The sequence below is a fragment of the Sphingobium sp. EM0848 genome (assembly GCF_013375555.1).
In the GTDB taxonomy this organism is placed as follows: Bacteria; Pseudomonadota; Alphaproteobacteria; order Sphingomonadales; family Sphingomonadaceae; genus Sphingobium.
The window spans coordinates 486,165-507,636 of record NZ_JABXWB010000005.1; the positions used below are offsets into that span (position 1 = coordinate 486,165).

19 protein-coding genes and 1 pseudogene are annotated in these 21,472 nt (G+C 61.8%); 11 read left to right on the forward strand and 9 right to left on the reverse strand.

What is annotated here, in order from left to right:
• The first annotated feature begins 25 nt into the window (after positions 1–25).
• Entirely contained in the window at positions 26–412 is a 387-nt protein-coding gene (locus HUK73_RS20510) for a Zn-ribbon domain-containing OB-fold protein (protein ID WP_176593698.1), read from the forward strand.
• Positions 409–1,569, forward strand: coding sequence for a transporter (locus HUK73_RS20515; RefSeq protein WP_176593699.1), 1,161 nt, complete (start codon positions 409–411; stop codon positions 1,567–1,569). Before HUK73_RS20510 ends, HUK73_RS20515 begins: the two co-directional genes overlap by 4 nt.
• Before the next feature lie 164 nt (positions 1,570–1,733).
• Here HUK73_RS20515 and HUK73_RS20520 read toward each other — a convergent pair whose 3' ends face one another.
• The gene (locus HUK73_RS20520) at positions 1,734–2,432 is read right to left on the reverse strand and encodes a pirin family protein (RefSeq protein WP_176593700.1); all 699 of its coding nucleotides are present in this window, start codon (positions 2,430–2,432) and stop codon (positions 1,734–1,736) included.
• 114 nt (positions 2,433–2,546) lie between these two features.
• Here HUK73_RS20520 and HUK73_RS20525 point away from each other — a divergent pair, with 114 nt between their 5' ends.
• Entirely contained in the window at positions 2,547–3,476 is a 930-nt protein-coding gene (locus HUK73_RS20525; protein ID WP_176593701.1) for a LysR family transcriptional regulator, read from the forward strand.
• A 14-nt stretch (positions 3,477–3,490) separates the two neighbouring features.
• Positions 3,491–4,066 carry a TMEM175 family protein gene (locus HUK73_RS20530; protein WP_176593702.1) on the forward strand — a complete coding sequence of 192 codons (576 nt, stop codon included), beginning with the start codon at positions 3,491–3,493 and terminating at the stop codon, positions 4,064–4,066.
• Between the two features lie 86 nt (positions 4,067–4,152).
• Here HUK73_RS20530 and HUK73_RS20535 read toward each other — a convergent pair.
• The 7 genes from HUK73_RS20535 to HUK73_RS20565 all read right to left on the reverse strand — a co-directional run bounded on the left by HUK73_RS20535 (position 4,153) and on the right by HUK73_RS20565 (position 12,043).
• Positions 4,153–5,110 (reverse strand): IS630 family transposase gene (locus HUK73_RS20535; RefSeq protein ID WP_176591283.1). Its coding sequence is split into 2 segments (ribosomal slippage): positions 4,153–4,767 and positions 4,769–5,110, totalling 957 coding nucleotides; the frame shifts between segments, so codons are not numbered across the junction.
• A gap of 276 nt (positions 5,111–5,386) precedes the next feature.
• Complete coding sequence (locus HUK73_RS20540; protein WP_176593703.1) at positions 5,387–6,292, reverse strand: glyoxalase; 906 nt, start codon at positions 6,290–6,292, stop codon at positions 5,387–5,389.
• A gap of 30 nt (positions 6,293–6,322) precedes the next feature.
• Complete coding sequence (locus tag HUK73_RS20545; RefSeq protein ID WP_176593704.1) at positions 6,323–8,254, reverse strand: amidohydrolase; 1,932 nt, start codon at positions 8,252–8,254, stop codon at positions 6,323–6,325.
• Complete coding sequence (locus HUK73_RS20550; protein ID WP_176593705.1) at positions 8,251–8,499, reverse strand: XapX domain-containing protein; 249 nt, start codon at positions 8,497–8,499, stop codon at positions 8,251–8,253. The genes HUK73_RS20545 and HUK73_RS20550 overlap by 4 nt, the downstream gene beginning before the upstream one ends.
• A 22-nt stretch (positions 8,500–8,521) precedes the next feature.
• Positions 8,522–9,358: an alpha/beta fold hydrolase gene (locus tag HUK73_RS20555; protein ID WP_176593706.1), complete on the reverse strand. Its 837-nt coding sequence runs from the start codon at positions 9,356–9,358 to the stop codon at positions 8,522–8,524.
• A gap of 71 nt (positions 9,359–9,429) precedes the next feature.
• On the reverse strand, positions 9,430–10,089 hold the full coding sequence (locus tag HUK73_RS20560) for a hydrolase (protein WP_176593707.1): 660 nt from the start codon (positions 10,087–10,089) through the stop codon (positions 9,430–9,432).
• 538 nt (positions 10,090–10,627) lie between these two features.
• Complete coding sequence (locus HUK73_RS20565; RefSeq protein ID WP_176593708.1) at positions 10,628–12,043, reverse strand: aldehyde dehydrogenase family protein; 1,416 nt, start codon at positions 12,041–12,043, stop codon at positions 10,628–10,630.
• A 101-nt stretch (positions 12,044–12,144) separates the two neighbouring features.
• On the opposite strand from HUK73_RS20565, the gene HUK73_RS20570 reads away from it, so the two are divergent.
• The 3 genes from HUK73_RS20570 (at position 12,145) to HUK73_RS20580 (ending at position 15,357) form a co-directional block, all read left to right on the forward strand.
• A complete protein-coding gene (locus tag HUK73_RS20570; RefSeq protein ID WP_176593709.1) occupies positions 12,145–13,041 on the forward strand; it encodes a LysR family transcriptional regulator in 897 nt (298 codons plus the stop codon).
• A 198-nt stretch (positions 13,042–13,239) separates the two neighbouring features.
• A complete protein-coding gene (locus HUK73_RS20575; protein WP_176593710.1) occupies positions 13,240–14,598 on the forward strand; it encodes a nodulation protein NfeD in 1,359 nt (452 codons plus the stop codon).
• Positions 14,599–14,601: 3 nt separating this feature from the next.
• Positions 14,602–15,357: a slipin family protein gene (locus HUK73_RS20580; RefSeq protein ID WP_176593711.1), complete on the forward strand. Its 756-nt coding sequence runs from the start codon at positions 14,602–14,604 to the stop codon at positions 15,355–15,357.
• Positions 15,358–15,562: 205 nt separating this feature from the next.
• On the opposite strand, the pseudogene HUK73_RS27300 reads toward HUK73_RS20580, so the two are convergent.
• Positions 15,563–15,805, reverse strand: a pseudogene (locus HUK73_RS27300) (LysR family transcriptional regulator); the annotation flags it as partial.
• Positions 15,806–15,930: 125 nt separating this feature from the next.
• Between HUK73_RS27300 and HUK73_RS20590 the strand changes: the two are divergent.
• The 4 genes from HUK73_RS20590 to HUK73_RS20605 all read left to right on the forward strand — a co-directional run bounded on the left by HUK73_RS20590 (position 15,931) and on the right by HUK73_RS20605 (position 21,299).
• A complete protein-coding gene (locus HUK73_RS20590) occupies positions 15,931–16,800 on the forward strand; it encodes a pirin family protein (protein WP_176593712.1) in 870 nt (289 codons plus the stop codon).
• Positions 16,801–17,224: 424 nt separating this feature from the next.
• Complete coding sequence (locus HUK73_RS20595; RefSeq protein ID WP_176593713.1) at positions 17,225–17,524, forward strand: hypothetical protein; 300 nt, start codon at positions 17,225–17,227, stop codon at positions 17,522–17,524.
• Positions 17,521–20,349 (forward strand): hybrid sensor histidine kinase/response regulator, encoded by a 2,829-nt coding sequence (locus HUK73_RS20600; protein ID WP_176593714.1) that lies wholly within the window; start codon positions 17,521–17,523, stop codon positions 20,347–20,349. Before HUK73_RS20595 ends, HUK73_RS20600 begins: the two co-directional genes overlap by 4 nt.
• Positions 20,346–21,299 carry a diguanylate cyclase gene (locus HUK73_RS20605; protein WP_176593715.1) on the forward strand — a complete coding sequence of 318 codons (954 nt, stop codon included), beginning with the start codon at positions 20,346–20,348 and terminating at the stop codon, positions 21,297–21,299. The genes HUK73_RS20600 and HUK73_RS20605 overlap by 4 nt, the downstream gene beginning before the upstream one ends.
• The last annotated feature ends 173 nt before the right edge of the window (positions 21,300–21,472 follow it).

The window sequence follows — 21,472 nt, forward strand, 5'->3', positions numbered from 1 at the left end:
GGCGCCGCTGGCTAGCAGGAAAAACATGAGCGAAACCATCGATCAACCCTTCTGGGATGGCCTGTCCAAGGGCCAGTTGCGCATCCAGCGCTGCGCCACCTGCGGGCAATGGACATGGCCGCCGCAAGAACGCTGTGGTCCGTGCGGCAGTTGGGACATGGGTTGGGAGGCGATCGCGATGGAGGGCATCGTCCACAGCTTCACCTGGGTCCGGCACCCCTTCACCCCCGCCATGAGCGGCCGCACGCCTTTTGCCAATCTGTTGGTGGAGCTGCCGCAGGCAGGCGGCGCCCGGCTGCTGGGCCTGCTCGAAGGCGCCGGCGAAGGATTGGCGATCGGGGCCGCTGTCACGGCCGAAGTGATCCGCGATACCGATGACCACCTCGCCCTGCGCTGGAGGCTCAAGCCATGACCAGTCCTCTTCGTGGCTCAGTCGCTATCGTGGGCGTTGGCGAAACGCCCTATTACAAACGCGGAACCTCACCCGACAGCGAGCAGAAGCTGACCCTGCGCGCCATCGTCGCCGCCTGCGAGGATGCCGGGATCGATCCATGCGACGTCGACGGCTTCGCCTCCTATGCCGATGACGCCAATGCCGGCTTCACGCTGATGCGCGGGCTGGGCACGCGGGAAATGCGCTGGTCCAGTATGGTCTGGGGCGGCGGCGGTGGTGGCGCGCTGGGCGCGGTCGGCCAGGCGGCGGCCGCCATCCATAGCGGTCAGGCGGAGGTCGTTGCGGTCTATCGCACCCTCGCCGAACAGGCGAGCGGCCGTTTGCAAGACGCGGTCGCCCATTATGACATGGGCGACCAATATACCCGCAACCTGATCGCCTCCCCCGCCCAGATTTGCGGCCTCCGCACCGAGCGGCTGCTGCATCGTGGTGTCCCCAGAAGGGCGCTGGAGGCGCTGGTGCGGGCGCAATATTATCATGCCTCACGCAATCCGCGTGCCCAGGCCTTCGGGCGGACGCTCGACCATGAGGCCTATGCCGCCGCGCGCCCGATCGTCGATCCCTTCGGTCTCTACGACTGCTCCCGCGAGAATGATATTTCGGTCGCGGCCATCCTCGTCTCGGCAGAACGTGCCCGCGATTTCGCCAAGGCGCCCGTCTATCTGCTGGGCGCCGAGCAGGGCGGTATCACCGGCGAAGGCTGGGAGAATGACGCGGACTATAGCTCCGGCGGCTTCGAGCCGATTGCCCGGCGGCTCTGGCGTGCAACCGGCTATGGCCCCGGGGACGTGGACGTCGCGCAGATCTACGACAATTTCAGCGGCCCAGCGGTCGCCGCGATCATCAGCCACGGCCTCTGCTCCATCGAAGAAGCCGCCGAAATGCTGACCTATGACAATCTGATCGCCGATGGCGGACGGCTGCCCATCAACACCAGCGGCGGCCTGATCGCGGAGGGCAACGCCCATGGCATGGGTCTGGTAGTGGAGGCCGTACGGCAATTGCGCGGGGAATCGAGCAATCCGGTCACGGACGCACGACTCTGCCTCGTCACCGGTGGCCCTTCCACCCCGTTGCTGAGTTCCGCTCTGTTCGGTACCCCCGAAACGCTTTGAATGCCTCCTGGCGCCGATTGAGATCCGCTCAGCCGTCGGGCAGCCCATAAAATGCTATGCCGGCCACGGTCCTGACATAGCGACCGTGGCCGGCATCATCATTCAAAGCAATCCTGACAGGTCGTCACAGGCCTGTCCTCGCACCGACCCGATCAGGATTTGCCTCAAGCCGCATCCACGAGCACGATTTCGCTATCCTCGATCGCGGTGACGCGCAGGACATCGAGATCACTGATAGCCGCACCGTCACGAGCATTCACGCGGATATCTTCAATCTGGACCGCGCCCGTTGCGGGCACGAGATAGGCCTTGCGCTCCTTGCCGAGTGGATATTCGGCGGTCTCTCCAGCCTTGAGCGTCGCACCCACGACCCGTGCATCGGTCCTGATCGGCAACGCGTCATTTTCATTGTCATAGCCCGATGCGAGCGTCACGAAATGACCTGCGCGATCCCCCTTGGGGAACGGCTTTGCTCCCCAGCTGGGTGCTTCACCTGCCCGGGTTGGAATGATCCAGATCTGGAAGATCTTCGTCGTCACGTCTTCCAGATTATATTCCGAATGGCGGATACCGGTGCCCGCGCTCATGATTTGGACGTCGCCTGCTTCGGTGCGCCCCTTGTTGCCCAGATTGTCTTCGTGGGTGATCGCGCCTTCGCGGACATAGGTGATGATCTCCATGTCGCGATGCGGATGCGGGGGGAAACCGCTGTTCGGGGCGATGATGTCGTCGTTCCAGACACGCAGATTGCCCCAGTGCATCCGCTTGGGATCATGGTATCCGGCGAACGAGAAATGATGATGCGCGTCAAGCCATCCATGATCGGCGGCACCGAGGCTGTTGAAAGGGCGAAGTTCTATCATGGTTCATCTCCAGGCGCGGGCAAAGGATCGTCCGCTGTCCAGACCCATTTAGAGATTGTGGACTTTCCCGATCAGAGGGATAAATTCCTCTCTAATGTTCGAGGAATTGGAAAAGTGAATAACCCCGGCACACCGACGTTCGACCAGCTCCGCATCTTCCTCGCGATTGTGGATACCGGCAGTTTTGCAGCAGCCGGGCGCAGGCTGAACCGTGCGGTGTCCGTCATCAGCTATGGCATCGCCAATCTGGAAGCCCAGCTTGGCCTGACGCTGTTCGAGCGTGAAGGCACGCGCAAGCCGCAGCTGACGGTGGCGGGCCGCGCGCTGCTCTCCGAAGCACGCGCCATCTCACTGGGCATTGATGGACTGCGCGCCAAGGTGAAAGGTCTGCTGGACGGGCTGGAGGCGGAGATCGATCTGGCGGTCGACGTGATGCTGCCGACCGAGCGGTTGGGGAAAGTGCTGCGCACCTTTGCGGTCGAATTTCCCACAGTCCAGCTCCGCCTGCATGCGGAAGCGCTGGGGGCGGTCACCGCCATGGTGCTCGACCGCAAGGCGATCGTCGGCATATCGGGGCCACTCGCGGCGGGGGTCGACGGCGTCGAGTGCATCGCCGCCGGGTCGATCCCGATGGTGCCCGTTGCCGCGCCCGATCACCCGCTTGGCCGAATGGATCACATTCCCCCCGGTGCGGGGCGCGACTATACGCAGCTCGTCCTCACCGACCGCTCCCCCTTCACGGAAGGTCAGGATTATTCGGTGATGAGCCCGAAAACGTGGCGGCTCGCTGATCTGGGCGCGAAACATGCGCTGCTGCGCGAAGGGATTGGTTGGGGGAACATGCCTCTGCCGATGATCGAGCCCGATCTGGTGTCGGGAACACTGGTCCGCCTCGCCATGCCGGACCATCCTGGTGGCACCTATCGCTTCGCCGGTATCTGGCGACGCGACATTCCGCCGGGGCCCGCGGCGTCATGGCTGCTCGACCAGTTCGTTGCGCTGGGAGCAGGAGACCGGGAACTGGACGGCATGGGCGATATTTAGTGGGGAAACGGACAATGCAGACAGGACGGCTGGAAGCGTTCACCGATGGCGTGGTTGCCATCATCATCACGATCATGGTGCTGGAATTGAAGGTGCCACATGACGGCAGCCTTGCCGCTTTATCACAAAGCGTGCCGATCCTGCTGGCCTATGTCATTTCCTTCATCAATGTCGGGCTGTATTGGAATAATCACCATCATCTGATGCAGGCGACCGAGCGGGTCGACGGCCGGGTTCTGTGGGCCAATCTGTTCCTGCTGTTCTGGTTGTCGCTGGTGCCGTTCGTGATCCGCTGGCTGGACGAAAGCGCCTTCTCGCCCATGGCGACTGCGGCCTATGGCGTGGTGCTGGGGCTGGCAGCCGTTGGCTATACGCTCACGGAACGGGCGATCATCACCGTCAACGGGCGGGATTCAGCCGTGGCGCGCGCCGTGGGCTTCGATGGCAAGGGCAAGCTCAGCCTGCTTCTCTATACGGTGGCGGTGCCTGTCGCCTTCTATGTGCAGTGGGTGTCGATTGCCCTTTATGTCGTGGTGATCCTGCTCTGGCTCATTCCCGACCGAAGGATCGAGCGGCAGCTCAAAAACTAGTGTGGTGGATTTGAAATAGGCCTCATTATAGCGGCCAGGTGGGGAGCGTATTTCAAATCCATAAACCACACTAGAGCGGTGAGCGATTAGTTGGACGCATATCCGGCGGCCTTGAAATATTCCCAACATTCTTCGGCAGAATAGAGGTCGCAGATATGTCCGAGAGCCTTCCATAGCTCATCGATGGTCCGCGCCCCGATCCGTCGCAGGTGCGATTTCAATTTAGCGAAGGCCATTTCTATTGGGTTCAAATCGGGTGAATAAGCGGGGAGGAAAAGGATCCACGCACCTCGCTCTTTAAGGCAGGCTTTGACCTTTTCGCTTTTGTGGCTCGACAGATTGTCGGCGATCACAACATCGCCGGGGCTGAGCGTTGGCGCCAACTGGGTTTCGATATAGGTTTCGAACAGGCGCCGGTTCATCGGTTGGTCGATCACCCACGGGGCAACCAAGCAATCGCAGCGCAGCCCCGCGATGAAGGTTTGCGTTTTCCAATGACCGAACGGAGCGCGGGCCTTGAGACGCTCTCCTTTTGGCGCCCGGCCACGAAGCTTGGTCATCTTCGTGGTGGTCGCCGTCTCATCCAGAAAGACGAGGTGATGAGGCTTTGCGCGCATCTGCGGCTGCCGGTCGAGGCGCCATCGCAGTCGCGCATGAGCGACATCATCGCGTCCGCACTCGCTGGCCAGCAGCGTTTTTTTTTACCCGATAGCCAGCCTGGATCAGCACCCGCGAGAGGGATGCCGGATGGGCAACTACGCCCGTCTCCGCTGCAAGCTTGTTGGACAGCTCCGACATGCCGATGTCTGGTTCCCTATCCACCCAGCCCGTCAACCGGGCCATATACGGCGCCAACTTACCAGCGCCGCGTGGCCGCCCTATTCGTGAAGAAGCAGCCGAACCTGTTCGTTCCACTCGCTGCAACAACTTCACTGCGCAACTCGCGCTCACACCGAAATGGCGGGCCGCCGCCCGGCGCGAGTGTCCCGCCCTTACGTGCGCCGATATCCGTTCCCGCAAATCAGCCGAATATGCTCTGCCCATGGTTCACCTCCACAGGCACATGAATCACAAATCCGCGCAAAAAGGAATCGTCCGCGATTCCTACTTTGCGCTCACTGCTCTAGAAACATATAGTTGCTAGTGACCCTGATGAATCTGAAGTTCGTTCAGCGCCTGCCCAATAGTGGGACGAACTTCAGATTCGGGTCACTAGGCCCCTGCCGGCACGCCGGCTACCAGATGCAGTTCCTGCCAACCCAAGCATCCCCGCCCCCAGCCAGATCAGGCGCCCGGTCAGGAGGCGGAGGCCATGGCAGCTTACCGGGCCGCAGGCTGATGGATTTCGGCGATATAACCGCCTGGAAAGCGGACGAGCGCGCTCTTGCGACCGGGGACGTCCAAAGGTGGCACCAGCATTTCCACACCCACCGCTTTCGCCTTGTCCAGCGTGGCGGAAAGATCCTGGACTTCGTAACCGGTGAGGTCGCGGCCATAGGGCCATGGCAACTGATTGTCGGAAACGAAGACGATCATTTTGCCATAGCCGCTGTCGATGGCGATGCGCCGGATGGTCTTGCCCGGCTGGCCGATTTCCGCACCCGGGGCCGCGCGATCGTCAGCCGTCACGCGCCCATGCGAAAAGGCCAGCCATTGCCCGACGAACCTGTCGGCTGCATCCTCTGTCAGATAGATGCGGTTTTCCGGTAACGTGGTGAGCGGCGCATAGCTGGGCTTCTGGGTGTGCCAGTAAAGCTGCATGTTCACCCCGCCGACCCACTGGACCACGACATCACGCCCGATCGGATCAGGGAAGGTGGTGACCACCCGTATCGCGCCATGTTTACGCGCCGCGGCGACCGCGGCGTCCATGTCACGGACGAGATAGCCCGTCCGTTCCGCCCCGAACGGATAGGGGATCGGCGTCTTGAACCCGAAGACCGAGACGGTGCCCGCAGGCGTCAGTACCAGTTGCGATTTGGTGAGGCTCTTTGTCGGCGTGACCTGAAACTCTCCCTGCTTGCTGGTGGTGCCGCCGAACGTTGCAACGAAGCTGGCGACGAATGTGTCGAACTGTGCTTCGGGCACATAGACATGGGTGGTGTCATATTGCGGGCCCACCGCATAATCGGCGCTGGCCGGGACGGCATCACGCGCCGCGACAGCCTGGGTCAACGAGACGAAGCTGAGCGCGGATGCGACAAACAGGGCCTTGAGACGCAGCATGGTCGATTTCCTTTAACGGAGGGGAAAAAATCAGACGGCCCAGCAACCGCAGCCAAGCGCACCCCAGAAGCTCTGGACGTCGGCGGCGGGGACGCTGGCGCCAAGGGCGGCGGCATGGTCATGTCCGTGAACGCCGCACCCATGGTTGCAGCCACAGGCCGCCGCCATTTTCTGCGCATTTTCGGGCCGGCGATAATGGCCACCGAAGGTCGCGACCGGCGACCAGTCGGGCATCGGCTTGGGCAGCGACGGGGCAATGGGACCATAATCGCCTTCGCCGTGCACGACCTTGCCTCCAAGGATGGTGAGGACAGAGCGCAGATGGGCGATATCACCTTCAGGCACGCTGAAATAATCGTCCGACAGCAGCGCGAGATCGGCAAGCTGGCCCGCCTTGATCTGTCCCTTCTTGCCAACTTCGCTGGAGAACCATGTGTTCTTTTCGGTCCAAAGGCGCAGCGCGGTTTCGCGGTCCATCCGGTTGCGGACCGGGTAAAGCGTCATGCCGCCGACCGTCTTGCCGGTGACCAGCCAGGATAGCGAAACCCAGGGATTGTAGCTCGCCACGCGGGTCGCATCGGTACCCGCGCCAACGGGCAGGCCCGCATCCATCATCCGCTTAATCGGCGGAGTGGCTTCGGCGGCCTTCGCGCCATAGCGTTCGACGAAATATTCGCCCTGAAACGCCATGCGGTGCTGCACCGCGATACCGCCGCCCAGCGCGGCGATGCGGTCGATATTGCGTTCGCTGATCGTCTCGGCATGGTCGAAGAACCAGTTGAGGCCCGTGAGGGGAATGTCGCGGTTCACCTTCTCGAACACATCGAGCGCACGACCGATCGTCTGGTCATAGGTAGCATGGAGCCGCCATGGCCAGCGGCGCTCGGCGAGCAGACGGATAACAGGTTCGAGATCACTTTCCATATTCGCCGGCATGTCCGGGCGAGCGACACGAAAATCCTCAAAATCCGCAGCCGAATAAACGAGCATTTCGCCCGCGCCATTATGGCGGTAGCTATCGTCGCCGTCACCGGGCTTCACCTTGGTCGACCAGGCAGCAAAGTCCTTCAACTCTTCCTTGGGCTTTTGCGTGAAGAGATTATAGGCGATGCGTAGCGTCAACTCACCATCCTGGTGCAGTTTTTCGATAATCTCATAGTCGTCGGGATAATTTTGATAGCCGCCGCCCGCATCGATTACACTGGTGACACCCAGGCCATTCAGTTCCCGCATGAAATGCCGCGTGGAATTGAGCTGATATTCAGGCGGTAACTTTGGCCCCTTGGCCAGCGTCGCATAGAGGATCGTCGCATTGGGCTGCGCGAGCAGCAGGCCGGTCGGATTGCCCGCCGCATCACGGACGATCTCTCCGCCAGGCGGGTTGGGCGTGTCCTTGGTATAGCCCACCGCCCGCAGCGCGGCGGCATTCAGCAGCGCGCGGTCATAGAGGTGGAGGATGAAGACCGGCGTGTCCGGTGCGGCCGCGTTGATCTCGTCAATTGTCGGCAGGCGCTTTTCAGCGAACTGATGTTCAGTAAAGCCGCCAACGACGCGCACCCATTGCGGCGGCGGGGTATTGTCCGCCTGCCGTTTCAGCATCGCCATGGCGTCAGCCAGCGTCGGCACACCTTCCCAGCGCAGTTCCATATTATAGTTGAGGCCGCCCCGGATGACATGGATATGGCTGTCGATCAGGCCGGGAATGAGGCGCCGGCCCTTCGCGTCGATGACTTTCGCATTGGGGGCCGCGGCGGCACGCACTTCGCCCTCATGACCCACTGCGAGGAATTTCCCGTCGCGAATGGCAACGGCGTCGGCCTGCGGATTGCCGCGGTCCAGGGTGGTCACTTTGGCGTTGACGATGATGAGGTCGGACTGGGTCATGGCGTAGCTCTCCGTTGAGGCAAGAAGGGCAGTGGCGGCGGCGCTTCCGAGCGCCTGTCGCCGGCTGACTGGGGTCATGCGTCGCAATCCCTGTTCGCGGGCAGGGTGCCCAGGACATGCTGGCTGCAATCCTGCCGGACGAAGCGGGCCAGTTCCGTCCGATCGGCCAGCCGTTTGACGATGGGAATGACCTGCTCACCCAGCAATATGCCCGACAGTCCGACAAGGGCTATGATGGGTGGGGCGGGAGAACGGACGCCCAGAAGGCTGTAGACGATGCCGACCAGCAAGCCGGCGCCGAGAGAGATGAGATAGGCTTTCATGGCGTCCGTCCTTTTTCTTGTTTCAGGCCTTCACGAAGGCGAGCAGGTCGGGATTGATGACATCGGCGTTGACCGTCAGCATCCCGTGCGAGAAGCCGGGATAGATTTTGAGCGTCGCGTTCGGCAGGATCTCCGCCTGAAGCACGCCCGCATTCCGATAGGGCACGACCTGATCATCATCGCCGTGCAGGACGAGGGTCGGCACGGCGATCGCCTTCAGGTCATCGGTCTGGTCGGTCTCCGAAAAGGCTTTGACGCCTTCATAATGAGCCTTGGCGCTGCCCATCATGCCTTGCCGCCACCAGTTCCGGATGACGCCGTCAGAGACGGTCGCGCCAAGTCGGTTGAAGCCGTAAAATGGTCCCGACGCCACATCGAGAAAGAATTGCGCCCGATTGGCCGCCAGTCCTGCGCGAAGGCCGTCAAACACGTCGATCGGCAGACCGCCGGGATAGCGATCGGTCGCGAGCATGATCGGCGGGACCGCGCTGACCAGAACCGCCTTGGCGACGCGGCCTTGGGGGATGCCGTGACGCGCAACATAGCGCGCGACTTCGCCACCGCCGGTCGAATGGCCGATATGGACGGCGTTGCGCAGGTCGAGATGTTCGGCCACGGCCGCCGCGTCGGCAGCATAATGATCCATGTCATGCCCGTCGCTCACCTGCGCCGAGCGGCCATGCCCGCGCCGGTCATGCGCCACGACGCGATAGCCATGCTGGAGGAAGAACAGCATCTGCGCGTCCCAATCATCTGACGAGAGCGGCCAGCCATGGTGAAACATGATCGGCTGGGCATCCTTGGGACCCCAATCCTTGAAGAAGATCTCAACACCGTCCTGCGTGGTGACATAGCTCATGACGAATTCCTTTCGAGTTTCTGCGAAAGAACAAGGGCCGGGCTTTGCGGGCTCCGGCCCTGGCGGTCGGATCAGTGGCCGCCTTCAGAGGCGCCGAACATCGTCTTGGCGTAGGTGATGCCAAGGCCATAAGCGCCGCCCCATTTGCGGGCGATGCCGGTGGTCATGTCATAGGTTTCGACACGCGCCCAGTCGCGCTGAAGCTCAAGGAGATATTGCAGCGAGGTGATGGGGCGAGCACCAGCCTGCACCATGCGTTCAACCGCGCGTTCATGCGCCTCGGTGGAAATGTCGCCGCTCGCGTCGGTGATGACATAGGCTTCGAAGCCCTGCTCGATGGCCGAGAGGACCGGGCCGACGATGCACACCGAAGTCCACAGGCCGGCAAAGACCAGCCGGTCCTGGCCGATGTGGTTCACTTCCTCGATCACCGCTGCATCTTCCCAGGTGTTCATGCTCGTGCGGTCGAGCAGTTTCTGCCCCGGAAAGGCATCCGTGATTTCGCTGAACATCGGGCCGGAAAAGCTCTTTTCGGCAACCGTGGTCAGGATGGTCGGGACATTGAAGCCAGCGGCGGCGTTGGAAATCAGCGCGGCATTGTTGCGCAGCAATTCGGGCGCGATCGACTTGGTGGCGAAGGCCATTTGCGACTGGAAGTCGATGAGGACCAGAGCGTGATTGCCGGGAGCGAGCAAGGATTTGGCGGGGGTCGGGGTGGCGTTGATGGACATGGTGCATTTCCTCCTGAAATTCTGCGGTTCCCGACTGCCTCGGGGTGAGAGCAGGTTTATGTCGAAGAGTTTCTGCGAAACAGTAGGATAAAATATCGACATATGTTCGATAAAATAGAAAGACTCATCGCCCTTCAGATCGACCCGATGCCTATCATTATGCCAGTTCGGCGCCGTAACGCACATGCCCGCAAATCCGCGATCGTTCGGCAGGTTCATTCGTCGAGCGCGATATCGCAGCCCGTCAAATGCTGATCCCAATCAAGCCGGCCTGCGGTAGCGGGCAAGTTGGTTTCCGCATCATAGTTAGCCTGGAACGGACGGTGAAGGCGACGCTGTTCAGGCAATGGTTTGCGCCCAAGCCTGAGGCTGTTGCCCCGGCTTCGCGCCTGGCATGAAAAACAGGATTCTTCCAGGGATCGGGGGCATGTCTTGCGCAGTTGGAGGAATTTGCGCAGACCCTTTAACGGGAATAAAGCCGCCGCCGGTTTGACCGGCGGCGGCTTTATTCAATCGGCACGCGTCTATGGTGCAGGGTTCAAGCGATGATCGCGCGGGGTTCGAGGAACGCGTCGAGTCCATAGGTCCCGAACTCACGCCCGATCCCCGATTGCTTGAACCCGCCGAACGGTGCGAACGGTTCGTGCGGCGCGCTGTTGATCGTCACACGTCCTGCATCGATCCGTGCGGCGACGCGCTTCGCCCGTTCCCGATCAGACGACTGGACATAGGCGGCCAACCCATAGTCCGTGTCGTTGGCGATCGCGATCGCCTCCTCCTCATCGCGATAGGGGATCACGCACAGTACCGGACCGAATATCTCCTCGCGTGCGATCCGCATCTGGTTGGTGACGTTCGCGAAAACCGTCGGGCGGACGAACCAGCCGCGGTCGAGATGATCGGGCCGCCCTTCCCCACCGGCGAGCAGGGTTGCGCCTTCTTCCTGCCCAAGCCGGATATAGGTCTGGACGCGTTCCCATTGCTTCTGGCTCACCATTGGGCCGATCTCATTGGCCGGATCAGTGGCGGGCCCAACCTTGAGTGCTTCCGCCGCCGTCTTCAGCCCGTCCAGAATCTCGTCAAGACGGCTTTCTGGCGCAAGAATGCGCGTACCGTCGATACAGGCCTGCCCGCTGTTAAGCAGGCCCGTCATCAGCGCCTGCGGGATTGCGGTTGCCAGATCGGCATCGTCGAGGATGATCGTGGGGCTTTTGCCGCCCAGCTCCAGCGTCACGCGCTTGATACCCTGCGCCGCCGCCCCGAAGATGGCGCGGCCCGTGACGGTCGAACCGGTGAAGCTGATCTTGGCGATATCCGGATGCGCACTCAGCGCTGCTCCCGCCACCGCTCCGGTCCCGTTGACGATATTGAGCACACCGCGCGGCAGATCGGCTTCATGGAGACATTCCAGGAGAAGCTGCGTCTGGAATGCGCTCATCTCCGAAGGCTTGATGACGATCGAGGTGCCCGCGGCGATCGCGGTGGCGAGCTTCGCACAGATGAAACCGTAATTGCTGTTCCATGGCGTGATCGCGGCGGCGACGCCGGAGGGGCGCATCTCCACCTCGGCGCGGCCGATGGTGCGGCTGAACGAATAGCTTTCCAGAGTTTCGGCCATCTCGCGGAACACGGAGGCCGCATGCGGCACGGCAAAGCCGGTAAAAAGGGCGGGCGCGCCATATTCCTGGATCATCGTCGCGATGAGGTCGTCGGTCCGCGCGGCAACGGCGTCGGAAAGCCGCTCCAGCATCGCGATGCGTTCGGCTTTCGAGGTGCGGGACATGGCCGGGAACGCCCGTTTTGCGGCGGCAACGGCGGCATCGACATCGCGCGCGTCGCCAAGCTGCACGACGCCGATCTGTTCCTCGGTCGCCGGGTTGAACAGCGGCGCATGTTCCTTGCCATGAGGGGTAACGAACGCACCGTCGATATAGATCTTGTCGATAGCAGACATGGAACAACTCCACATTGGGATGGGCTGCCCTGTATATGACTCGCGCCCATTGTTCTGATAAGAAGGCCAAATTGGGACAGTCTGATAAGGAAAATCGCGCAATGGCCAGAGCCAGTCTGATCGAACTGGAGGCAGTCACCGCCGTGGCACGGTTAGGCGGGTTTCGCGCGGCGGCGCGCGAGCTTGGTCAATCCTCCTCTGCGCTGAGCCATGCCGTCGCCGCGCTCGAAGAAAGACTCGGCGTCCGGCTGTTCAACCGCACGACACGCAGCGTCGCGCTTTCGGTGGAAGGCGAGCGTTTCGTGGCCGAGATCGCGCCCGCGCTCGCGACGATCGACGGCGCGATCGAAAATGCGGCCGAACAAGGCGCCGAACCGTCGGGTATGTTGCGTATCAATACTTCGCTTGGCGCAGCTTACATGTTCCTGGCGCCGCTGTTCCTCGAATATTGCCGCCTTTATCCGCTCGTGGAGTTGGAGATTGTCACCGAGGGCGCACTAGTCGACGTGACGGGCCGGGGGTTTGACGCTGGCATCCGCCTTGCCGAGACAGTGCCGCCGGACATGATCGCCGTGCCGATTCTGCCGGAGATCCGATCGCTGGTGGTCGGCGCACCAGCCTATTTCGCGGCGTCCGATATTCCTCATGTCCCGGCCGACCTTTATCGCCACCGCTGCATTCGTGCCCGCATGGCGAGTGGCAAACTCTACCGCTGGGAGTTTGAGCGCCACGGCGAGACCGTGCTGATCGACGCGCCCGGCACGCTGACGCTCGACGAAAGCGGCCTGATGGTGGAGGCGGCGCTGGCGGGTATCGGCCTTGCCTATCTCGCCGAGCCGACAATCGCCGACCATATCGCGAACGGCAGGCTGATGGTGGCGCTGGAAGACTGGACGCCGCCTTATCCAGGACCGTGCCTGTACTTCGCTGGACGGCGACATATTCCACCCCGGCTGCGGGCGCTGATCGATCTTATCCGGTCGCGCAGTTCCGGTTAGAGAATATTGCGATGCAATGGGCCCCACCGCACGCCCGCCAATCAGCCCATCGCTGTTAACCAGACCGGCTCCACCAATCTGCGCACCGTCACGGGCGACGATCGACGGCATGGGACGGCATTTCCGTCCCCCCTGCTGCTTTCACGCCTTTTCCATGCTATAAGCAAGGTCTGCCGCGGACCTGATCGGAAAATGGAAATGCCCGTGCGGCATTTGATCTTCGGCTGGCAAGGCCTTTGCCGTCTGTTCGCATTGTTCATCGGTGCGATCCTTCTCTGCCTTGCGCCCGCCGCAGCCGGGCCTGCCCCCATCATCGTCCTCAAGCTCGACGGAGCGGTGGGGCCAGCCACTGCGGACTATGTGACCAAGGGTCTCCGCGCAGCGGCGGCTCGCCAAGCACCATTGGTCATCCTGCGCATGGACACGCCCGGCGGCCTCGACACATCGATGCGTGTCATCATCCGGAGCATCCTCGCCTCGCCCATGCCGGTCGTCTCCTATGTCGCGCCCAGCGGTGCGCGGGCGGCAAGCGCGGGGACGTTCATTCTTTATGCCAGCCATGTCGCAGCGATGGCACCGGGCACCAATACCGGCGCGGCCACCCCCGTGCAGATCGGCACCGTCGCGCCGACGCAGGATAAGGATCAGCAGAAAAAACCCGCCAATCCGATGGAGGCCAAGGCCGTCAACGATGCCGTCGCCTTCATCCGGTCGCTGGCCGAGCTTCGCGGCCGCAATGCTGCCTGGGCGGAGAAAGCGGTGCGCAACGCGGCCAGCCTGTCCGCTTCGGCGGCGCTCAAGGCCCATGTCATCGATATCGAAGCGCAGGACCAGACCGTCCTGCTGCGCCAGCTGGAAGGCCGCACCGTCAAGCTGGGCCAGTCATCCGTGAAGCTCGCCCTTGTCCATCACCCCGTAGAGGAGATCGCGCCGGACTGGCGGACGCGACTGCTGGCGACGATCACCGATCCCAATGTTGCGCTGATCCTGATGATGATAGGGGTCTATGGCCTGTTCTTCGAATTCATGAATCCAGCTTCTTTCCTCCCCGGCACGCTGGGCGCCATCTGCCTGCTCACCGGCCTCTACGCCTTTGCCGCGCTGCCGGTGAATTTCGCCGGCGCCGCATTGATCCTCCTCGGCATCGGCATGCTCGTCGCCGAAGCGTTCCTCTTCTCCCATGGCGTTCTTGGGGTCGGCGGGATCGTCGCCTTTGTGCTGGGCGCGGCCATGCTGATCGATGCCGATACGCCCGACTTCCGTATCTCATGGTCGCTGATCGCAGGCCTCGCCATCACATCGGCCGCCTTCCTGCTGCTGGTCGTTCGCACCGCCATGAGCGCGCGCAAGCGCGTGGTCGTCAGTGGCGTCGAGCAAATGGTCGGGGCCCCCGGAGTCGTGCAGGATTGGAGCGGCGGCAACGGCCATGTGTTCGTCCATGGCGAGCGCTGGGCGGCGGTCGGGCGTGGTGAATTCACGCAGGGCCAGCCGGTCCGCATCACCCGTCTTTCGGGCCTGACAGTCGAAGTCGAAGGCAATGCGGCGAAGGAGGTTTAGATAATGTTGGATCTCGCTTTCTACCTGCCCCCGATCATCCTGCTGCTGATCTTTCTGTCGGCGGCGATCCGGATCTTGCGCGAATATGAGCGCGGCGTGGTGTTCACGCTCGGCCGCTTCACCGGGGTCAAGGGGCCGGGGCTGATCATCCTGATCCCCTTCGTCCAGCAGATGGTCCGCACTGACCTGCGCATGACGGTACTTGACGTGCCGCCGCAGGATGTGATCTCCCGCGACAATGTCTCGGTCCGCGTCAATGCGGTGATCTATTTCCGGATCATCGACCCCGAACGCGCGATCATCCAGGTGGAGGATTTCCTCAACGCGACGAGCCAACTTGCCCAGACCACGCTGCGATCGGTCCTGGGCAAACATGAACTGGACGAGATGCTCGCCGAGCGGGACCGGCTCAACAATGACGTGCAGGACATTCTCGACAGCCAGATCGCCGCATGGGGCATCAAGGTCGCCAATGTGGAGATCAAACAGGTCGACATCACCGAAACCATGATCCGCGCCATCGCCCGGCAAGCCGAGGCCGAGCGCGAACGGCGAGCGAAGATCATCAATGCCGAAGGCGAACGCCAGGCCGCGCAGCAATTGCTGGAAGCAGCTGCAATCCTCGGACAACGACCGGAGGCCATGCAACTGCGATATCTCAGTTCGTTGAACTTCATCGCCGGTGACAAGAGTTCGACGATCGTCTTCCCCTTCCCGGTCGAATTTGCGCAATGGCTGAAGGATCGCCTGTCATCTTAAGGCCTGCTGTCATGGCCACAGCGGTTGACCACCCCTCATTGCGCCATCAAGCCGATGATATGCTGCCGCGGACGGTCACATCCGTCGGCCAGGAAATCGAGCAGGGCCCGCACGGAGGGCAGCAGGCCGCGCCGCGACGGGAAGACGACGTGAATGATCCCGCCCGCGGTTGCCAGTCCGGCAGGACGCGGATCAGCCGTCCGACCGCCACATCGGGCGCAATCAGCATTGCCGGCAGCTTGACAACGCAACGATCATGATATTCCCGGCCGATTTCGGTGACGGAGAAGCGCCGTGACGAACGATTGAGCAGGCGCACGCCCAACCGCTCCTCCAGCAGTGCGATCCGCCGGCTGAGCTTCGATTTCTGCATGTCGAGCGCACGGCCGGCGGCCGCGAAGCCGCCATGATCCACCACCTGCACGAAATAATAGAGGTCATTGAGGTCCTATATTATCCTGTTTATAGGACGCTGCGTCCAATTCACCAATCTTTTACGATCAGCGTTGCGGTTCTATCTCCACTGCAACAGCGACCGGCATCCTATCTGCAGGGTCGCCTCGGAGACATATCGTGACCAAGACCATATTGGGCCGTTACGGCAATAATCGCAGCCACTGGGTCGGCGACGGCTTCCCCGTCCGCTCGCTCTTTTCCTACAACAGCCTGGGAGCGCATATCAGCCCGTTCCTGCTGCTGGACTATGCCGGCCCGCATTATTTCGAGCCGACGACCGATCGGCGCGGCGTGGGCCAACACCCGCATCGCGGCTTCGAAACCGTCACCATCGTCTATGACGGCGAGGTGGAGCATCGGGATTCGGCGGGCAATGGCGGCATCATCGGCCCCGGCGACGTGCAGTGGATGACCGCCGCAGGCGGCATCGTCCATGAGGAATATCATTCTCCCGCCTTCGCAAAGACGGGCGGCCCGTTCCGCATGATGCAGCTCTGGGTCAACCTGCCAGCCAAGGACAAAATGGCCGCGGCCGGCTATCAGGGTATCCTGTCGGCCGATATTCCGGTGGTCCAGTTGCCCGATGAGGGCGGCACCGCCCGGATCATCGCAGGCGACCTCCTGGGCGCCCTGGGGCCGGCCAGAACCTTCACCCCCATCAACATGTGGGATGTGAAACTGAACGGGGACGCCAACGTGTCGCTACCGCTGCCCGAAGGCCACACCGCCATGCTGGTCGTGCTGTCAGGCCATGTCACGGTCAACGCCACCATGGCGGCGGGCACGGCGGAAATGGTCCTGCTCAGCCGTGAAGGCGGTGATGTGGCCATTCATGCCGATGGCGATGCAACGCTGCTCGTCCTCACCGGTGAGCCGATCGACGAGCCGATCTTCGGCCATGGGCCTTTCGTGATGAACACGGAAAAGGAGATCCGCCAGGCCGTCGAGGACTTCAACAGCGGCCGCTTCACCAGTCAGGCGACCTGATCTGCCGGGCCCGGCATCTCATTCGAGCACCGGGCCCACCCCTTTCCCCTGAAATCGGACGGCGATGCGTTCGCGCCGTCCAGATCGACCCTGCTGACGCAAGGCAAATAACGGGCCGCTCCCGCCAACGGCATCGCCGGCTTCCGGAACGGGAAGCCGGCGAACATCCGGTTTCCAGGATGTCCTGTTGGCTGCGGTCAGCTTAACTCTTCAAGCATAGGAGAAGAAAAGGTGCGCGCCGATCCGGCCAGCATCACGGACCAGCATTGTTAACCATATCGGAACGATTCCGCAATAATGTGGAACTATGCTTTTTTCCACGCTGCCGGTATCAAAAAAGCGGCGTCATCTGATCCGGCCGAGAAAAACTGACGGCGCAATTGATCAAGGCCAGGGGTGGCGCGACTTCGGGCCGGCCCTGCTGTTGCTTGCGACAGGTCTGCTGGGGATCATTGTCGCAACGGTCAGCCCATCAGGCAAGAACGGCCAATATGCCGTCATCGCTCCGCCCTGGTACACTCTGGGGCAGACTGTCTCCCTCATACAACATGCCGATGGGCTGGTAGCGGACATGCGCAGCGGCCGTCATGTCGTCATCGCTCAGTCCAACGAGCCGGGCTTTGTTTCGAAACTGTATCGGGCAGGCGCCTGGCTGGTGCTCGATCCCATCCATCTGCGCGGCTGTGGTTCCACTGCAGCGCGCGATCCTAAGGCACGGTCATGATATCCGAACTCGACAAGGTCCGTAACAGTTTCGGACGCTTTCTGGTCGCCCTGCTCTGGTTGCATGTTCCCATTCTGGCGCTGGCGGCCCGAATTGTAGATGGTTCGGTGGCCGGTGTGATGCTGGCCAGCACCCTGCTTGCCCTATCCTACCACCTGGCGTGGTGGCGTAGCGGCAGCGCGCCTTCAACGCGCTATCTGTCAGCGGTGGCGCTGATGGGTGAACCTGCGCTCCTGGTCTATCTGTTCGCCGGAAAAGCATGGCAGATGGACATGCACATGTATTTCTTCGCCATGCTCGCGCTGACGATCGCCTGGTGCGACAGACGGGCAGTGCTCATTGCGGCGGTGACGGTCGCCATCCATCACCTGATACTGGACCTCCTGCTGCCGGTCGCTGTCTTTCCCAACGACGGCGACATCGCCAGGGTCGTCCTTCACGCCGCCATCGTCGCCTTCCAGACCACCGTGCTGGTGTGGCTGAGCGACATGCTCGTCGAAAGCTTCACCCGGATCAGCGCCATGAGCAGCGAGATCATGGCCAAGAACGCAGCACTGGAGGAGCGGACAAAGGAAGCCGAGGCGGCCAATCGCGCGAAGAGCATGTTCCTGGCCAATATGAGCCACGAAATCAGAACGCCGATGAATGCAATTCTGGGCTTTTGCCATCTGGCTCTGCGTACCGACATGACGCCCCGGCAGCGCGATTATGTCACCAAGATCAACGGTGCGGGCACTTCACTGCTACGGCTGATCAACGACATTCTGGACTTTTCCAAGAATGAAGCGGGCAAGCTGTCATTGGAGCATCGCCCCTTCAAACTGCAGGCCGCAGTCGACGAACAGTTGCAATTCGCCGGAATGGCCGCGAAGGCGAAAGGCATCGTGCTTCGCGCCATGATCGATGGCGCCGTGCCTGATACCGTGGTGAGCGATGCGTTGCGGTTCAATCAGGTCCTGCTCAATCTCGTCAGCAATGCGGTCAAATTCACTGAGGAGGGATCGGTCACCGTTTTCATCTCGCTCGCGGGCCGGAGCGATGAGGCAGTCACGTTGCAGGTGTCGATCAAGGACACCGGCATCGGCATGACCGAAGAGCAGGTCGACAGTCTGTTCAACTCCTTCAGCCAGGCGGACAGTTCCACAACGCGGCGTTTCGGCGGAACGGGCCTTGGTCTTGCGATCAGCAAGCAGATCGTCGAGTTGATGGGCGGTGTGATCCGGGTTGAAAGCCGCCCGGGTGCAGGCAGCACATTCAGCTTTACCGTCAATATGGGGCATGCGGAAAACCTCCCTGCGCCCAAGGCATCGATGCTGCCGTCCGAGCTGCAGGACCTGCGGATTCTCATCGCCGACGACAATCCTGCATCGCGAGAAATATTGCAGGAGATATTCAACAGCTGGTCCATGACAGTCGAGCAGGTCGCGTCAGGGGCGGAGGTGCTCGGCGCAGTTGCGTCTGCCGAAGCGGAAGGAAGCCCCTACGACCTCCTTCTGCTCGACTGGAAGATGCCCGGCCTGAACGGCATCGAAACGATCAAGGCGATGCGCGCCAACCACGCACTGAAGGCATTGCCGGCGATTTTGCTGGTCACCGCTTACGGGCCTGAGGAATTTCGGTCGGAAGCAGCGGGCGCCGATATCGCTTCCTTCCTCATCAAGCCGGTCGATCCGCAAATACTTCTGGAAACGATCACCGGCCTGTTCGCCGGCGGCCGTGCCCATAACGGCATGCATGCCGATGCCGCTGGCTCGATCCCGATGGTCATTTCGGCCCTTCGTGGCCAACGCGTGCTGCTGGCCGAAGACAATGAGATCAACAGGGAAATTGCCATAGAATTGCTGCGGGACGCCGGGCTGGAAGTCGACATAGCCGAAAATGGCCTTCAGGCCTGGGACCAGGTGCGGGACGCCGGAGCGGCTTATGCCGGGGTCCTCATGGACGTCCAGATGCCGGAAATGGATGGTATTGAAGCGACGGTCCATATTCGGGAAAGCTGGTCGGCGGACGATCTTCCCATCATCGCCATGACCGCCCATGCCTATGCAGCGGAACGTGAGAGATGCTTTGCGGCCGGCATGAACGACCATCTCGCCAAGCCTGTCGATCCCGCCTTGTTGGTGGAGACGCTCAATCGCTGGCTGAAGCCGCGTGCCGGCTTCGCCAGCAATGGACACGCCCAGCAAGTGGTCGACGCCAAGCCATCCGCGATCCTGCCTGACAATCTCCCGCCCTTCAACCTCGCTGCGGCCCTGCGGCGCGTCAATGGCAAGGCGCCGTTGCTGCGCAAGCTGATCGTCGATTTCGGTCAAAAATATTCCGGCGCTGCACAGACGCTGCGGGACCAGATCGCGCATGGGGCGCTCAGGGAGGCGCAAACCCTTGCCCACACGCTCAAGGGAGTCAGCGGCTCTCTGGAGCTGGGCGAAGTCGCTCATGTCGCAGCGGAGATCGAACAGGCGCTGGCCGCGACCGACATGGACGGGATGGAGGAGCGGCTCTCAAAGCTGGAACGGCTGCTGGCGCCGGCGGTTGCCGCCACCCGGACCCTGACGGCCGGTGCGGCAGCCCCTGCACATAGAGCAGATGCCCCCATTGACGCCGGTGCTTTTGCCGCTGCTGCCAGGGCGCTGGAACTGGCGCTTCAGCGGCGCAGCCTGCGGGCGCGGGGCGCCTTTGAAGATTATGCGACGGCGGCCGGCATGGTGGGCGCCGAGATACAGGCACATCCGGTCAAGCTGGCGATCGACAGGCTGGATTTTGAAAGCGCGCTCTCTGCGTTGGGCGATGAAGCATATAATCGGGTCGAGGGGGTGCGGGCATGACTGAACGGGCGGTTATTCTGATCGTCGATGACGAGATATCGAACATCGAGATCATGAACGCGGCGCTGGAAGACCAATATGAAGTCTGCTTCGCCACCTCCGGCGAGCAGGCGATCGAGGTAGCCAAATCCGTGCTGCCCGACCTGATCCTGTTGGATGTGCTGATGCCGGGCATGGATGGGTATGAGGTCTGCCATACCCTCAAGCAGCACCCGTTGCTGGCCGATGTCCCGATCATCTTCTCCACGGGTCTTGACGATCAGGATGCCGAAGCTCGCGGCCTGTCGCTGGGCGCGATTGATTATATCACCAAGCCGATCCAGCCGGTCATCCTCACCGCGCGTGTCCGCAATCACATCGAACTCAAGCGCCTGAGGGATCAGCTCGCCGAGATGGCCGTAACAGATGCACTGACAGGGCTCAGCAACCGGCGGCATCTCGAGCATGTCCTAAAGACGGAAACCGCCCGTCTCGCCAGGACAGGCGACTGGTTGTCGTTCATCATGGTCGACATCGATTTCTTCAAATTGTTCAACGACACTTATGGACATCCTGTCGGCGACCGCTGCATCGCTATGGTCGCTGCCGCGCTCAATCGGGCGGTACGCCGCGCGGCAGACCTTTCAGCCCGCTATGGGGGTGAGGAATTTGCCTGCGTTCTCCCTGGCGCAACGCCGGAAGCCGGGCTGGCGGTGGCGCAGGACATCCAGGCCCAGGTCCGTTCCCTGGGCATTCCGCACATGACCTCCACGATCAGTTCCTATGTGACGGTGAGTGTCGGCGTTACAAGTGCGCGCTGTCTGCCGGGCATGCCATTCGACTTATGGATCGAGAATGCGGATACCCAACTCTATGTGAGTAAAGCGGAAGGCAGGAACAGGATTGCCGCAAATATATTCGGAGCGCAACCCGAGGTTCCGAACATTGACGAACTCAGGCGTATCGCATGATCGTTATGGCCATCTCATCCGGGCGGATGGTCGCGAGGACAGCAATTTCAAGCTGATGCAATATGTTGGTCGGAACGCAGGCAAAAGCCTTCCGGTGCAGCGAGGACTATTGCAGCAGCACCATGGCCAAAGCTGCCATTGTCGCTCCGTTCAAGCCCGGCTAAATCAGCGAT